The 14109-nt window shown below is 66.8% G+C and carries 11 protein-coding genes and 1 tRNA gene; 8 read left to right on the top strand and 4 right to left on the bottom strand.

The window, feature by feature from the left end:
- The first annotated feature begins 24 nt into the window (after positions 1-24).
- Together E3T50_RS11480 and E3T50_RS11475 are read left to right on the top strand one after the other, a co-directional pair.
- Entirely contained in the window at positions 25-1737 is a 1713-nt protein-coding gene (locus E3T50_RS11480; protein WP_241990889.1) for a SulP family inorganic anion transporter, read from the top strand.
- Between the two features lie 117 nt (positions 1738-1854).
- Complete coding sequence (locus tag E3T50_RS11475) at positions 1855-2835, top strand: LysR family transcriptional regulator (protein WP_134552116.1); 981 nt, start codon at positions 1855-1857, stop codon at positions 2833-2835.
- A 4-nt stretch (positions 2836-2839) separates the two neighbouring features.
- Here E3T50_RS11475 and E3T50_RS11470 read toward each other — a convergent pair whose 3' ends face one another.
- The 3 genes from E3T50_RS11470 to E3T50_RS11460 all read right to left on the bottom strand — a co-directional run bounded on the left by E3T50_RS11470 (position 2840) and on the right by E3T50_RS11460 (position 6107).
- Entirely contained in the window at positions 2840-4357 is a 1518-nt protein-coding gene (locus tag E3T50_RS11470; RefSeq protein ID WP_134551993.1) for a CYTH and CHAD domain-containing protein, read from the bottom strand.
- A 26-nt stretch (positions 4358-4383) separates the two neighbouring features.
- On the bottom strand, positions 4384-5547 hold the full coding sequence (locus E3T50_RS11465) for a globin domain-containing protein (RefSeq protein ID WP_134551991.1): 1164 nt from the start codon (positions 5545-5547) through the stop codon (positions 4384-4386).
- Between the two features lie 116 nt (positions 5548-5663).
- Complete coding sequence (locus E3T50_RS11460; RefSeq protein WP_134551989.1) at positions 5664-6107, bottom strand: RrF2 family transcriptional regulator; 444 nt, start codon at positions 6105-6107, stop codon at positions 5664-5666.
- 55 nt (positions 6108-6162) lie between these two features.
- Between E3T50_RS11460 and E3T50_RS11455 the strand changes: the two genes are divergently transcribed.
- Entirely contained in the window at positions 6163-6912 is a 750-nt protein-coding gene (locus E3T50_RS11455) for a trimeric intracellular cation channel family protein (protein ID WP_134551987.1), read from the top strand.
- A gap of 3 nt (positions 6913-6915) precedes the next feature.
- On the opposite strand, the gene E3T50_RS11450 is transcribed toward E3T50_RS11455, so the two are convergent.
- The gene (locus tag E3T50_RS11450) at positions 6916-7737 is read right to left on the bottom strand and encodes an inositol monophosphatase family protein (RefSeq protein ID WP_241990888.1); all 822 of its coding nucleotides are present in this window, start codon (positions 7735-7737) and stop codon (positions 6916-6918) included.
- 125 nt (positions 7738-7862) lie between these two features.
- Here E3T50_RS11450 and E3T50_RS11445 point away from each other — a divergent pair.
- The 5 genes from E3T50_RS11445 (at position 7863) to E3T50_RS11425 (ending at position 14107) form a co-directional block, all read left to right on the top strand.
- A tRNA-Lys gene (locus E3T50_RS11445) sits at positions 7863-7938 on the top strand.
- A gap of 179 nt (positions 7939-8117) precedes the next feature.
- Entirely contained in the window at positions 8118-9182 is a 1065-nt protein-coding gene (locus E3T50_RS11440; protein WP_134551985.1) for a permuted SH3 domain-containing protein, read from the top strand.
- Positions 9179-9874, top strand: coding sequence for an ABC transporter ATP-binding protein (locus E3T50_RS11435; protein WP_134551983.1), 696 nt, complete (start codon positions 9179-9181; stop codon positions 9872-9874). Before E3T50_RS11440 ends, E3T50_RS11435 begins: the two co-directional genes overlap by 4 nt.
- Positions 9871-11097, top strand: coding sequence for an ABC transporter permease (locus E3T50_RS11430; protein ID WP_134551981.1), 1227 nt, complete (start codon positions 9871-9873; stop codon positions 11095-11097). Before E3T50_RS11435 ends, E3T50_RS11430 begins: the two co-directional genes overlap by 4 nt.
- A gap of 121 nt (positions 11098-11218) precedes the next feature.
- Positions 11219-14107, top strand: a complete 2889-nt coding sequence (locus tag E3T50_RS11425) for an FtsK/SpoIIIE family DNA translocase (RefSeq protein ID WP_134551980.1) — start codon at positions 11219-11221, stop codon at positions 14105-14107.
- Positions 14108-14109: the final 2 nt, after the last annotated feature.

Raw genomic sequence — 14109 nt, 5'->3', positions numbered from 1 at the left:
GCTGCGGCGTGGCTGCGGAGGTGGGTGCCGGGAATCGATAGGGCGCTCGGCTACCGGCGCGCCTGGCTACTGCCCGACCTGCGTGCGGGCGTCGTCCTGACCGCTCTACTTATACCGGTCGGCATCGGCTATGCCGAGGTGGCGGGGCTTCCGCCGGCATCGGGCCTGTACGCCACGATCATTCCCCTGGCCGCCTATGCCGTCTTCGGACCGTCGCGCATCCTCGTGCTCGGCCCCGATTCGGCACTGGCGCCGATCATCGCGGCCGCGATCGTGCCTCTCGCTCTCGGCGATGATGCACGCATGGTCGGCCTCGCCGGGCTCCTGGCCATCATGGTCGGAGTGATTCTCGCGCTTGGTGGCATTCTGCGCCTCGGGTTCGTGACCGACCTGCTCTCCAAACCTATCCGCGTTGGCTACCTCAACGCTCTCGCCGTGCTGGTCATCGTTTCGCAGTTGCCCACCCTTTTCGGCTTCTCTATCTCAGCGGACTCGGCGCTGCGCGACGCGATCGGGATATTCGTCGGAATCGCCGGGGGTCAGGTCAACCTGACCGCGACGCTTTTCGGCCTCGGTTCGCTGGCCGTCATTGTCGTCCTGTCGTGGCGCAGAACCCGGATTCCGGGCGTGCTCGCGGCGGGCGTGCTCGCGGCGGTCGTACTCGCGACGGCGGTGACCGCGGTCTTCGGGCTGCGGGATGCCCTGCCCGTCGTCGGTGCGTTGCCCCGGGGCCTCCCCGCACCCGCGCTCAATGGTGTGCAGTGGGCGGATGCGGCGGCCTTGGTGGCTCCGGCACTGGGCATCGCGCTCATCGCCTTCGCCGACACCGCCGTGCTTTCGCGATCGTTTGCTGCCCGCGGCGGAGAGAATGTCAACGGCAGCCAGGAGATGAGGGCGATCGGCGCGTCGAACATCGCGAGCGGACTGCTTGGTGGATTCCCCGTCTCGGCGTCGTCCTCGCGCACCCCCGTCGCCGAGAAGGCGGGGGCTCGCTCCCAGCTCACCGGAGTCGTCGGCGCCGCCCTCGTTCTGGCCTTCATGCTATTCGCGCCCGGCCTCACGGATTTCCTGCCCTCGGCGGCGATCGCCGCGGTCGTCATCGTCGCCGCTGCCGGGCTCGTCGATGTGAAAGGGTTCATCGCGCTCGTGCGCATGAACAAAGTCGATGCCACGCTCTCGCTCGCGGCCTTTCTCGGGGTGCTGGTGGTCGGCGTGATCGAGGGTATCGTCGTGGCAATCATTCTCTCGCTCGGCGCATTCGTCAGCCAGGCCTGGCAACCATATCGGGCCGAACTCGGCCGGATCCGCGGTCTTCGCGGCTACCACGACCTGTCGCGGCATCCCGAGGGCGAACGCCTACCCGGCATCGTCATCGTTCGTTTCGACGCGCCGCTCTTCTTCGCCAACGGGGGGATCTTCGACGACTATGTGCGGGTCACGGTCGCGGCTGCCGGTAGTGGGGTACACACGGTCATCCTCGCGGCGGAGCCCATCACCGACATCGACACGACCGCCGTGGAGGAACTGCTCGAACTCGACGATTTCCTGGTTTCCCGCGGCATCACGCTCGTCTTTGCCGAGATGAAAGGCCCGGTGAAAGATCACCTGCGTGACTACGGATTGAGCGGGCGGTTTCCTCCCGAGCGGTTCGCGGGCACTGTCGGAGAGGCTGTCGATGAGGCCACCGGAACGCTGCGCGGCGACCTCGACGGGACCCAGTGGGACACGGACGCCTGACGAGGCCGGAGTGACCGGCGCCGCGCATCGGTGCGCGACACTGGTGTGGGCCGCAGCTTGCTCCGCACTCCCATGGCTGTCACTATCGACCTAAGCGAAAGGTTATGAGCTGTGACAATGACGCTGAACCAGCTGAGGGCCTTCGCCCTCGTGGCTCGCCTCGGGTCGCTGCGTGCCGCTGCGGCCGTGCTCGGAATCAGCGAACCGGCGGTATCGTCGTCGCTCGCCGCGCTTCGCCTGGACCTCGGGGACGCCCTGGTCAGGCGGTCGGGGTCGGGGATCGCCCTGACGGCCGGCGGTCGGGCGCTCGCCGATCACGCCCAGGAGATCGTCGGCCTGGCCGACCAGGTGCGCTGGGAGGTCTCGCACGCCGCGGAGTCCGCGGCGTGCCTGCGCGTCGTTGCCACTGCGGGCTTCGCCGAACACGCGGCCGGCCGGCTGCTCGACGCGTTCACCCGCCGGGTTCCTGTCCACTCCGGCGGGATTGACGTGGTGGTCGAGTCCGCCGATGACATCGGGTCGCTGTTGCAGGACCATGCCTACGACGTGGCTCTCGGCTCCCGGCCACCGCAGGGAACGCAGCTCGAAGTGGTGCCATTCTTGCGCTACCAGCGGGTGCTGGTGGCCGCGCCGGGGCATCCGCTTGGCCAGCGGAAGCAGTCGTTGCCGCTCGCCGCCCTGCTGGGGGAGCCGTGGTTCACCGGTCCGGCCGGGGTTGAAGAGTTCACGGCCGAGAGCAGCTGGCTGGCAGCAGCATTCCTTGCCTCTGCGCTCGGCGTTCCGGAGATCGTGCCGCTCAGCAGCGAAACAGATGCCCTCGCTGCGGTTCGCGCCGGCGAAGGGATCATGCTCGCGTTCATGCACATCGTGCGGGCCGAGGTCACGGCCGGGTCGCTCGTGGTGCTGCCGGTGCCGAATACGCCGATCGCGGGGCTGTGGTGCGCGAGCACCCTCGATCACGGACGGGCGTCGACCCCCGCGCGCACCCTGCAACGTTTCGTCACGACCGCCGAGGCGACCGCGGCGATGCTCGCCCCCGGTGGATCACGCGGCGTCGCCCGGCGCGGCTCCAAGGTGCACGTGGCGCTCTGGAGCTGATCTGTCAGGGGCGGTGCGACCAGGCCTTCCAGAAGAGAGCCTCGGCATCCGCTGCTTTCTGCTGTTCCAGGGCGTGCAGGCGGCCGTAACTGAAGGTGTTCTCGCCGCGAAGGTAGGCGTCGACCCCGCCGCGGCGCAGCAGGCGCTCGCGGGCGATGACACTGTCGTGCTGGTCACCGAGAATGGTCTGCAGTTTCTGGGCGAATCCGCTCACCCGCGCGGCACGCTTCGGGTTGAGCGGATGCGCCGTCTCGGCCGCGTAGCGCAGCCTCTTGGCGCGCTTGCGCACCTCGTGCAGGGCGAGGTCACGTTCCGGCCCCGGCACGGTCCCGGTGGCGCGGCGCACGGCGCGGCGCAGTTTCTTCCATTCCTTCGTGACCAGGGCGGGCACGACCACGCGGGCGTCCTGACCGGCCGTGGCCGTGAACGGCGGCGAGGCGGCGAGGGCGTCGAGGGCGTCGAGCAGCCGAAAGTAGCGGTGGCTGTCGAGGGCGACGACGAGCGTGTGTCGGGCGGTGGCGGCATCCGCTGCGGAGCGGGTCGTCAGGCGGTCGCGGATGGAGCCGAGCAGCACTGCGGGATCCTCGCGGTCGAGCAGGCCGGCGAGGCGGCGTTGCAGCACCTCCTCGTCGCGGGAGCCGCCGAGCACGGCGGCGAGCCAGCCGAGTTCGGTGCGGAGGTGTTGCACGACGGTCGGGTCGACGAGGGATCGATAGGTGGCCAGCACCGAGCGCAGCCGGCGTAAGGCGACACGCATCGCGTGCACGGAGCCGAGCGTGTGCTGGCGAATCCGCGGGTCCTGCGCGCGAATGACGCCGATCTGCTCGCCCAGGCTGGCCAGTAGGACGTTCCCGGCCGGTCCGGTGGGCGTCGGGCGCTGCCGATTCCGGGGCGATTCCGCAGTCAACCGGTCGCCGAGGGCACGCGCCAGTTTCGACGCGTGCCCTGACACGAGGATGCCGGCGACCGCGAGCACAGCCTGCCCCGCGTCCAGCAGGTCTTCCGGTGCGTCGACGAGCTCGAACTCCCATTCGCGCCAGGCTGCTGAGGCCGGTTCGTGAACGAGCCGCTCGGCCTGCACCCGATCGTCGCAGAGCACGGCGAGGGTTTCACCACCCGCACCGATCAGGGCATGCACGACGCGGATGGTGGTGAGGCGTGCCACGGGAACGAGCGGTGCGGCGCGCACGTAGACCCGCACGAGTTGCGCGAGCGACTCGGGTACGGCATCGGCTTCGCCCTGCCTGTCTCGGCCGAGGGGCGCGTGGATCTCACGGCGACGGCCGGCGTTTTGTGGCAGTTTGAGGTGCCATCCCGCGTCGTCGCCGCCGGTACGCCGGCGCAGCGTGATACGTGCGGCGCTGAGTACGAGATCGTTCGTGTCGAAATAGACGGCCTCGAGGTCGTGAACCACCGGCTCGGCGATGGCCTGCACGCCCGGCAGGTCGATCAAGGGAGGCAGCACGGCCAGTTCGTCGACGTCAAACTTGCGTTCTATCTCGATACCACCGTTAGCATCCACGATCCAAACCTAGCGTGGGCCGACGCTCAGGCGTTGGCGAGCCAGAGGTCGGGGCCGAAGATCTCGTAGTGGATGCGATCGGCCGGCACGCCGGACTGCAGTGCCTGGGAGCGCAGGCTGCGCATGAACGGGAGTGGACCGCAGAGGTACACCGAGGCATCCTCCGGGATGGCCACGTTCGCCAGCGACATGAAACCCTCGTGGTGGCCCTCGCTCGGGATCTCCAGCCAGAGCTCGAGTTCGGCCGCCTCCAGGAGCGCGACGTCCTCATTCATCTGTTCGCGCAGCGCCCAGCGCTCGAGGTTGCTTTCGGCATGCAGCACGAGCACCTCACGCTTCGATCCCGTGTCCACCAGGGAGCGCAGGATGGAGGCGCTGGGCGTGCAGCCGATTCCGGCCGAGGCCAGGATCAGCGGGCCGGTGCCCGCATCGAGGGTGATATCGCCGCACGGCACGGAGAGGATGAGCGTATCGCCGACCTGCACGTCGCGGTGCAGCACGGGGGAGACCTCGCCGTCGGCGTCGAGCTTGGTGGTGAAGACTCGCGTCGTGGCCGTGCCGGCTGAAAGGGAGTACTGACGCACTTGGCGGATACCGTCGGGCATGGTGGCGGTGACGCTGACGTACTGGCCCGGCAAGGCGGGCGTCACTGGAGTGTCGTCGGCCGGTTCGAGGGTGAACGTGACGGCGTCGGTTCCGGCCGCTTCCTTCTTCACGACGATCCAGGGGGCGAGCGGCTTGTCGCTGGCGAGTCCGGCGTAGAGGCCCTTCTCCATCTTGATCAACGCATGGGCCATCAGCCAGTAGACCTCGGTCCAGGCGGCGGCGATCTCGGCCGTGATGACGTCGCTGAGTTCGTCGGCGATGCCCTCGAACAAATACTTGTAGACGATGTCGTACTGCTCGGGCTGAATGTCGAGGGAGATGTGCTTGTGGGCGATGCGGGAGAGCATGGCCTCCGGCGTGATGTCGGGGTTCTTTACCATGTGGGTCGCGAAGACGGCGATGCTGCCGGCGAGAGCCTGCTGCTGCGTGCCGTTCTTCTGGTTCGAGCGGCTGAACAACCCATCGAACAATTCGGGGTGGGCGGTGAGCATGCGCTTGTAGAAGTTCCGTGCGATCTGGGGCATCCGCTCACCGACCAGCGGCAGGGTGGCTTCGATGAGGGGGAGGGACTGGGCCGAAAGCATGAATACTCCTTCTATGTGACCGACTCCCGTTTGTGGGGGCCTTCCACAAAAGTAGCATTTGATATGCCAATTAAACGGATGCTTTCTACTAGTCGTAGAAAGTAGGGACTTTAGTCCTACCGCACCGATCCCAGTTCCACGAGGATCGGTCCATTCGGCTTTCCGTGCGGGAGGCTGGCGATGACGAGGCTATCCAGCTCGCGGTAAAAGGCTTCCCTGGCCCGGCGCAGGCTGCCGCGGAGGCCGCATCCGCTCAATAATGGGCAGGGATCGTTGGGGGAGTCGCAGGCGGCGAGGTCGGTGCGCGTGTCGAGCTGGCGCAGGAGTGCCCCGACGGTGACGTCGCGCCCGAGCGGGCTGATGCGCACGCCGCCGCTCCGCCCCCGAATGGCCTCGACCAGGCCGAGCTCGCGGAGGCGCAACAGCGCCTTGCTCACATGGTTGTAGGGAGTGCCGACCTCGGCGGCAACCACTCGCGAGGTGAAGGTCACGCCGTGCGGCGCCGCACAGAGCAGCATGACGATCCGCAGGCACACGTCGGAAAAAGCGTTGATCCTCATGGTTCAACTGTAATTGCGCCCGTCGCCTGCGCCGAGATGAGAGAGAATGGGGCAAGTGAACACTGAGTCGGAGACACTGTTTGAGGTAATCCGCTTCGTGGACCTGGCTGGCGTGCTCGCCAACGCCATTCTCGGCGGAGTCGCCGCGCGCACGGCCCGCCTCGACATTGTCGGCTTCGTGGTACTTGCCATCATGAGCGGGCTCGGCGGCGGCATGATCCGCGACACCCTGCTTCAGCAGGGCAGCCCGGCGGCACTGCTCGACCCGGCCTATCTGATCATTGCCATCCTCGGCGGTGTCATCGCCTTCTTCGTGACGTTCAACGGCCGGTGGACCCGACGCGTGCTGTTGCTGACCGACGCGCTCGCCGTGGGATGCTGGGCGGCGGTGGGGGTGCAGAAGGCGCTCGATGCCGGTCTCGGTTGGCTGCCCGCCATTCTGCTCGGCATGATCACCGCGGTCGGCGGCGGTATGGTGCGCGACATCATGCTGCTCAAGGTGCCGACGATCTTCGGCGGCAATACGCTCTATGCCACGAGTGCCCTGCTGGCGAGCACCGAGATGGTGATCCTGAGCCAGCTCGGGTTCGTGGCGGTCGGCACCGGCGTGGCCATTCTCAGCGGCGCCGCGCTGTCGCTGCTGGCCAAACGTTACGGCTGGGTTCTGCCGACCGGGTACGCGTTGCGCATTCCGAAGCCGATTCTGCTGCTGAACCCCCGGGCCTGGCGCCAGCGCCAGCGCCGGCTCGATGCGCGCAACGCTCGCAACGGCAACTTTCCGGACGATCCGGGTGCTTCGGTCTGACTGTTAAGACAATGCCTGGCCCGGGTTCAGCACGGCGAGCGTCGCCGCGTGCAGCAGCCCGTTTGTGGCCAGGGCGCTGCCGTGCCAGGGGCCAGGCTGGCCGTCGACCGAGGTGAACGTGCCGCCGGCCTCCTGCACGATCGGCGCGAGGGCGGCCATGTCGTAGGGCTGCAGGTCGAATTCGCCGGCCACGTCGAGGTGGCCCTCGGCGAGCAGCATGTACGACCACATGTCGCCGTAGGCCCTGGTGCGCCAGACCTGCCGGGAGAGGTCCACGAGCTCGTCGAGGTGCCCGGCCGCATCCCACTGCTGCAGGCTGCCATAGCTGATGGATGCCTCGGCGAGCGTGTCGATGCCGGAGACGCGCAGGCGCAGGGGGGTGTCATCCGCGGTGCGCGTATCGATCGACCAGGCGCCACTGCCGGCCGCGGCCCACCAACGCTTGCCGAGCGCGGGGGCACTGACCACGCCGAGCACCGGTACGCCATCCACGGCGAGGGAGAGAAGGGTGGCCCAGATTGGTATGCCGCGGAGGAATCCGGCGGTGCCATCGATGGGATCGATGATCCATTGGCGGGTCGTCGACCCGATGATGCCGAACTCTTCGCCGAGAATGCCGTCGTCGGGGCGCTGCTCGGCCAGCAAACCGCGGATCGCACGCTCAACGGCCTGGTCGGCGTCTGTCACCGGCGTGCGGTCGGGCTTCGTCGTCACCACGAGATCGAGCGCGGTGAAGCGCGCACGTGAGATGGTGTCGGCGGCATCGGCGAGGGCGAGTGCCAGGTTGAGGTCCTCGGAAAGGGAATACATTCGCTGTTCGGTCACCCTCCCAAGGATAGTAATTTCACGCACGGATGCCGGTCGTGGGCCCTTTTCGGCCTCGATTGGCATCGAGCCTGCTTGGGGTGTTAGGGTTACACGTTGCCGCGGGTTGTTCCACTGCCGCACAGGCACCTCTAGCTCAATTGGCAGAGCAACTGACTCTTAATCAGTGGGTTCCCGGTTCAAGTCCGGGGGGGTGCACCAGCAATCCCGTCGTCACTGTCTCGCGCAGTGTCGGCGGGTTTTTTGTGTTCGTTTCGGTTGACGCGCGAGCCGGGCATGCCGTTTCACACGCAGCAACCAACTGGGGCTTCTCGGCTCATACAGCGCTAGGCTCAGCCCATCGAGCTCGACCAGGGTGGGTCAGCCGGCGGGGGAGTGTCATGAACGTTGCACGCAAATGGATCTTTCCCATCCTTCGACTGGTCGTGATTGCGGCCATCGCGGTGGCGCTCGTCAAGGTTGCGTTCTACCCCGACAACGCGGCAGACAGCAACCCGGCTGAACCGACCGGAGTCATCGTCGAACCCCAGATTCCAGTCGCCCTCGGCACGATCAGCAACGACGTGACCCTGCCCGGCACGGTCACGGCCGATCCAGCCGTCGCCGTCAAAGCGACCGCCATCGGCACGGTCGACGAGATCTTCCTCGCAGCCGGACAAACGGTGAACAAAAACGACAAGATCTACGACATCCGGGTCGAAACAATCAAAGACCCGGTCGAATCAACGGATGCCGATGGCAACATCACCATCACCCAGCCGAAACCGGTGATCACCTTCGTCAAAGTGCTGGCCCCGATCACCGGCACCCTGAGCTCGCTCGGCGTCATCCACGGCCAGAGCGTAGCCGTGGGGGATGCCACCGGCCAGGTCGCACCACCGAGCTTTTCCGTGAGCGGCGCCCTCAGCCCCGAGCAGCAATACCGCCTGCTGAGCAAGCCGACCGAGGCATCCGTCGCCATCACCAACGGGCCGGCGCCGTTCACCTGCACCGGCTTGACCATCACCACCCCGCTGGCCGGTGCCGCGGCCGGTGCTGACGGCGTATCCGGCGGCGAGACCGGCTCGAGCGGCACCACCGTCACCTGCGCGATTCCGGCCGAAGTGACCGTCTTCTCCGGTCTGGCCGCCCAGATCACGATCGCTGCAGGCCTGGCCGAAAACATACTCATCGTGCCCACCACCGCGGTGAAGGGCTCCGCCCAGACCGGCGTCGTCTGGTTCGTGTTGCCGGACGGCGGCACCGAAGAGCGCCCGGTAACGCTCGGCATGACCGACGGAGTGAACGTCCAGGTCATCGACGGAATCCTCGAGGGCGACCTGATCAACCAGTTCGTTCCGGGCGCCACCGCTGTCAGCCCCGGCGGCGAGGGCTGCGATCTGCAACCCGACGGCAGCACGGTCTGCTTCGGAGACAGCCTCTCCAGCAGCGGGATCTCCAAATGACCCTGCTGCACCTTGAGGGCGTGACCCGCACCGTGCAGCTCATCGATGCGCCGCCTCTCACCATCCTCTCCGGCGTCGACCTCGACGTCGACGTGGGCGACCGCGTGTCGATCGTCGGCCGGTCCGGTTCGGGCAAAACCACCCTGCTCAACCTGCTCGGGCTGCTCGACAACCCCACGAGCGGCACCATGCTGTTCGAAGACCGCCCGGTGCATTCGCTGTCCTCCGGCGCCCGGGACCGGTTGCGCGGGCGTGAGGTCGGCTTCATCTTTCAACAGTTCAACCTGCTGCAGGGCCGCACCGCCCTCGAAAACGTGATGACTCCGCTGCTCTACGCGGAAGGTCGTCAGTTCTGGCAGCGCGCCCGAATCGCCACCGAGATGCTCGAACGGGTCGGCCTCAGTGACCGGCTCGGTGCACTGCCCGACCGATTGAGCGGCGGTGAACAGCAGCGCGTGGCGATCGCCCGCTCGCTGGTGCGCGGCCCCCGTCTGATTCTCGCCGACGAACCCACCGGAGCACTCGACCTGGAAACCGGGGAAACGGTGATGGACTTGATCGATGAGGTCGCCACCGAATCCGGGGCCGCCCTCGTCACCATCACCCACGATCCAGCCATCGCCGCCCGAGCCACCCGGCACCTGCGGCTCGACCATGGCGTGCTCCGGGTCGTAAGCGCGGTGCCGGCATGAAGCGCGCCGCGAGCAACCTGGTTGGCTCCGTCATCGAAGCCTGGCAGGAGGTGAGAATCCACAAGACCCGCGTCATGCTTTCACTGATCGGCGTGGCCGTCGCCGTCTGCGCCATCACCACCGTCGTCGGACTCGGCGCGGTCGCCCAGCAGGCGACCCTCGAATCGAGCGAGCGGTCGGGGGGGCGCGCCGCCAGCCTCTCCCTATTCGTGTCGATGAACGATGGCTCCACCCCGACTGAAATGACCGAAATCTGGCGCACGGCGCTCGAACGCTACCAAATCGACTATGCCAGCCGGGTGATCAACACCAGCCAGACGGTGCAATTCGCCGACGGCGCCGTCCCGGTGCAGACCCTCGGCATCGATCCGCCCTACGGCACCATGCACCGCATCACCCTCGAGAAGGGCGTCTGGTTTACCGACGATGACCAGGCCCGGCTCGCGCCAGCCGTGCTGGTCAACTCCATCTTCTGGGACCGCCTCGGCCGACCCGACCTGCGCACCCACCCAACCGCGACCCTGGTGGGCGAACGCACCACGACGGCCGTCGTCACGGGTGTCTACCCCGCACTCTCGTGGGAGACCGAACCGGCCATGTATATGCTCGCCGACGCGCTCACCGCCATCACGCCGGTCGTCACCGACCCGAACCAGCAATTCGGACCACCGTCCTACGAGCTGTGGGTGCCCGTCGACGTGTCCGAACAGCTGGTTACCGCCCTGCAGCGTGACGTGCAGGGTGCTTTGGGGAGTGAGGCATCCGTTCAGCTGAACCGACAGGACTTCGGGGCGTACATGGATGGCGACCCGTACCTCTCGCTCAAACTCACCGTCGGCGCCATCGCCGGACTCGTGCTGCTTCTCGGCGCCCTCGGCCTGGTCAACATCGCCTTGGTCACCCTCAAGCAGCGCATTCGGGAGATCGGCATTCGACGCAGCTTCGGCGCAACCGCCGCCCGGGTGTTCTTCGCCGTCATGATGGAAAGCGTCGTCGCGACCGTCGTGGCCGGAATTGTCGGGGTGATCGCCGCCGTGCTCATCGTGAAAAGCCCGATCGTTGAGAATTTCATCAGCCAGGGCCAGGTCACCGATTTTCCACCGTTCCCGGTCGAAGCGGCCATCTTCGGCCTGGTCTGCGCGACGGTCGTCGGCGCCCTGGCCGGGCTGATTCCCGCGCTGGTAGCGGTGCGGGTGAAGGTGATCGACGCTATCCGCTATTAGTACCAACGGGTGCGCACGAGCGGATGCGCCGCGCGGCATTCGGCATCTGTCCGCTCGCCAGTCGCACCGACCATGGGCGTGGGGTCGGGGGAATGTCGCCGGTGCTTGGTAGCGTTATTTCATGGCTACGAGCACTAAGTCGTCCGGGCGTGCCCGCACTCCGGCAACGAAGGGCGTCCCGGCGCGCAAACCGGCAACCCGCGGGGCCGGCGCGACCGCCGCGCAGAAGACCGTCAAATTCACCGCCGTCGACGTGAAACCGAGCCTCGGTGCCCGCGCCTGGATGGGCCTGGCCCACCTCACCGGCGGCGCGGCCCGCGCCCTCGGCCCCGAAAAACTCTCCAAAGACGAACGTCGCGACGGACTTCCGTTCTTTCTCGTGCTGCTCGCCATCTCGGGAGCCATCGTCGAATGGTTCCTGATCAACGATGTCGTCGCCCAGAAGCTCGACGCCTACACCTTCGGCGGATTATTCGGCCGGGTCGCCTTCGCCCTGCCGGTCATTCTGCTGGTGTTCTCTGTCTGGCTGTTCCGCAAACCCAGTTCCGTGCACGACAACGGCCGCATCGGCATCGGGCTGAGCCTGCTCCTCGTGACCATTTCGGGGCTGTGCCACATTTTCGGTGTGCAGCCAGAGCCGCAAGACGGCATGCCAGCGCTCGCGCTGGCCGGCGGGGTGATCGGGTGGATGATTGCCGCCCCGCTGATCCTGCTGACCACGTCGATCGGCGCCACGATCGTCGTCATCCTGTTGTTGCTGCTGAGTTTGTTCATCATCACCAAAACCCCGCCGAACCGGGTTGGTCAGCGTTCCCGCGAGCTGTATGAGTGGCTGTTCGGCGCGCAGCTGACCGATGACGAAGAACGAGCCGCTGCGAAAAAGTCCACGGGTGGTAAGCCGGGCACGACCGCGCAGGTTGAGCTGGACGGCGTCGACGATGAACCAGAGGGCGCGCTCCCGTGGTGGCGCCGGAACAATAGCAAGCGGGAGGAAGACCCCGACTTCGGCGGTGCCCTGTCGACTGAAGCTACGGTCGCTCCCGATGCCACTGACCCGCTCAGCGTGCTCCTGGGCGGTGGTCAGTCGCGGGGCGGTTTCGACAGCGCCATCGAGCCCGAAGTCACCGACCATACCGTGCTGCCCGAACGAGATCACTACGGTACCGAGGTGCTCGAAGACCTGCGTAAGGCCGAACTCGCCGTCAAACGCTTCACCGGCGAGGTCGACCTCGGCACGTCCACCGGCCTGCGCTCCGACGACCCGGCCGGGCACACCGATGTCCTTCCCGGCTTCGACGATGTCTTTCCCGAACTGAGCCAGGCAGTGGATGCCTCCGGCACGGCCCTGCCGCCGCTCGCAGGCTCCGATTCCGATCTGGCCGGCCCGCACCCGGCCATTCCGTATCTCGTGCCCGCGGCATCCACTCTCACCGCCGGACCGCCAGCCAAGGCCCGCTCGGCCGCCAACGACGAGGTCGTCAAGTCGATCACCGAGGTGCTGCGCCAGTTCCAGGTCGATGCGAAGGTCACCGGATTCTCCCGTGGCCCCACGGTCACCCAGTACGAGATCGAACTTGGCCCGGGCGTCAAGGTGGAGCGGGTCACCGCCCTGAGCAAGAACCTCTCCTACGCGGTCGCCTCCAACGAAGTGCGCATTCTCTCGCCCATCCCCGGCAAGAGCGCCATCGGTATCGAGATTCCCAACACCGACCGCGAAATCGTCACCCTCGGTGACGTGCTGCGATCGAGCACCGCCACCAACGCCACCCACCCGATGACCATCGGCGTCGGCAAAGACGTCGGCGGCGGTTTCGTCATTGCCAACCTCGCGAAAATGCCCCACCTGCTCGTGGCCGGTTCGACGGGCTCTGGCAAGTCCAGCTTCGTCAACTCCATGATCACGAGCCTGCTCATGCGTGCCAAACCGAGCGACGTGCGCATGGTGCTCATCGACCCGAAACGGGTCGAGCTCGCCGCCTACGCCGGCGTGCCGCACCTCATCACCCCCATCATCACGAACCCGAAGAAGGCGGCCGAGGCGCTGCAGTGGGTCGTGAAAGAGATGGACATGCGTTACGATGACCTCGCGAGCTTCGGCTTTCGCCACATCGACGACTTCAACAAGGCCGTCGTCAACGGCGAGCTCGTGCTGCCGGTCGGCAGCGAACGCAAGCTCAAGCCGTACCCCTATCTACTGGTCGTCGTCGATGAGTTGGCCGACCTCATGATGGTCGCCCCGCGCGACGTTGAAGACTCCATCGTGCGCATCACCCAGCTCGCCCGCGCCTCCGGCATCCACCTCGTGCTGGCCACCCAGCGGCCCAGCGTCGATGTTGTCACCGGGCTGATCAAGGCCAATGTGCCGTCGCGGCTGGCCTTCGCCGTCACGAGCGTCACCGACTCCCGGGTCATCCTCGACCAGCCCGGCGCCGACAAGCTCATCGGTCAGGGTGACGCGTTGTTCCTGCCGATGGGCGCCTCCAAAGCCGTACGCGTGCAGGGCGCCTGGGTCACCGAGGATGAGATCGAGAAGGTTGTCAAGCACGTCACCCTGCAGGCCCGGCCGGACTACCGGCCCGACGTCTCCATGGTTGCTCCGCGCAAGGAGATCGACTCTGATATCGGCGACGACCTTGAGGTGCTCCTCGCTGCGGCCGAACTCGTCGTTTCGACCCAGTTCGGGTCGACCTCGATGCTGCAGCGTAAGCTGCGGGTCGGTTTCGCCAAGGCCGGCCGTTTGATGGACCTGCTCGAATCCCGCGAGATCGTCGGCCCGTCCGAGGGTTCCAAAGCCCGCGACGTGCTCGTGACGGCTGAACAGCTGCCGAGCGTGCTCGCCCGCCTGCGCGGGTCCGACGACGAACAGCATGCTCTGAAGGCGCAGTCCGTCGATTCAGCGCCCGACGCTCGCTATGCCGACGACCCGGTGGAGAAAATGTCACAGGGGTATTCTGAGGTGGATGGCGCCGAGGACGACGAGGACGCCTGGAAACTAACCGGCAGGGACTGAAC

It is taken from the genome of Cryobacterium gelidum, assembly GCF_004403985.1.
GTDB lineage: Bacteria > Actinomycetota > Actinomycetes > Actinomycetales > Microbacteriaceae > Cryobacterium > Cryobacterium gelidum.
Note: the sequence above shows the minus strand (reverse complement) of the source record. Positions and strands in the feature narration are given on the sequence as shown.

What these genes read in the sequence shown, in the direction of transcription:
- E3T50_RS11475 (WP_134552116.1), top strand. Translation starts at nt 1,855, where the DNA reads ATGACGCTGAACCAGCTGAGGGCCTTCGCCCTCGTGGCTCGCCTCGGG.
- E3T50_RS11465 (WP_134551991.1), bottom strand. Translation starts at nt 5,547, where the DNA reads ATGCTTTCGGCCCAGTCCCTCCCCCTCATCGAAGCCACCCTGCCGCTG.
- E3T50_RS11460 (WP_134551989.1), bottom strand. Translation starts at nt 6,107, where the DNA reads ATGAGGATCAACGCTTTTTCCGACGTGTGCCTGCGGATCGTCATGCTG.
- E3T50_RS11440 (WP_134551985.1), top strand. Translation starts at nt 8,118, where the DNA reads ATGAACGTTGCACGCAAATGGATCTTTCCCATCCTTCGACTGGTCGTG.
- E3T50_RS11435 (WP_134551983.1), top strand. Translation starts at nt 9,179, where the DNA reads ATGACCCTGCTGCACCTTGAGGGCGTGACCCGCACCGTGCAGCTCATC.
- E3T50_RS11430 (WP_134551981.1), top strand. Translation starts at nt 9,871, where the DNA reads ATGAAGCGCGCCGCGAGCAACCTGGTTGGCTCCGTCATCGAAGCCTGG.
- E3T50_RS11425 (WP_134551980.1), top strand. Translation starts at nt 11,219, where the DNA reads ATGGCTACGAGCACTAAGTCGTCCGGGCGTGCCCGCACTCCGGCAACG.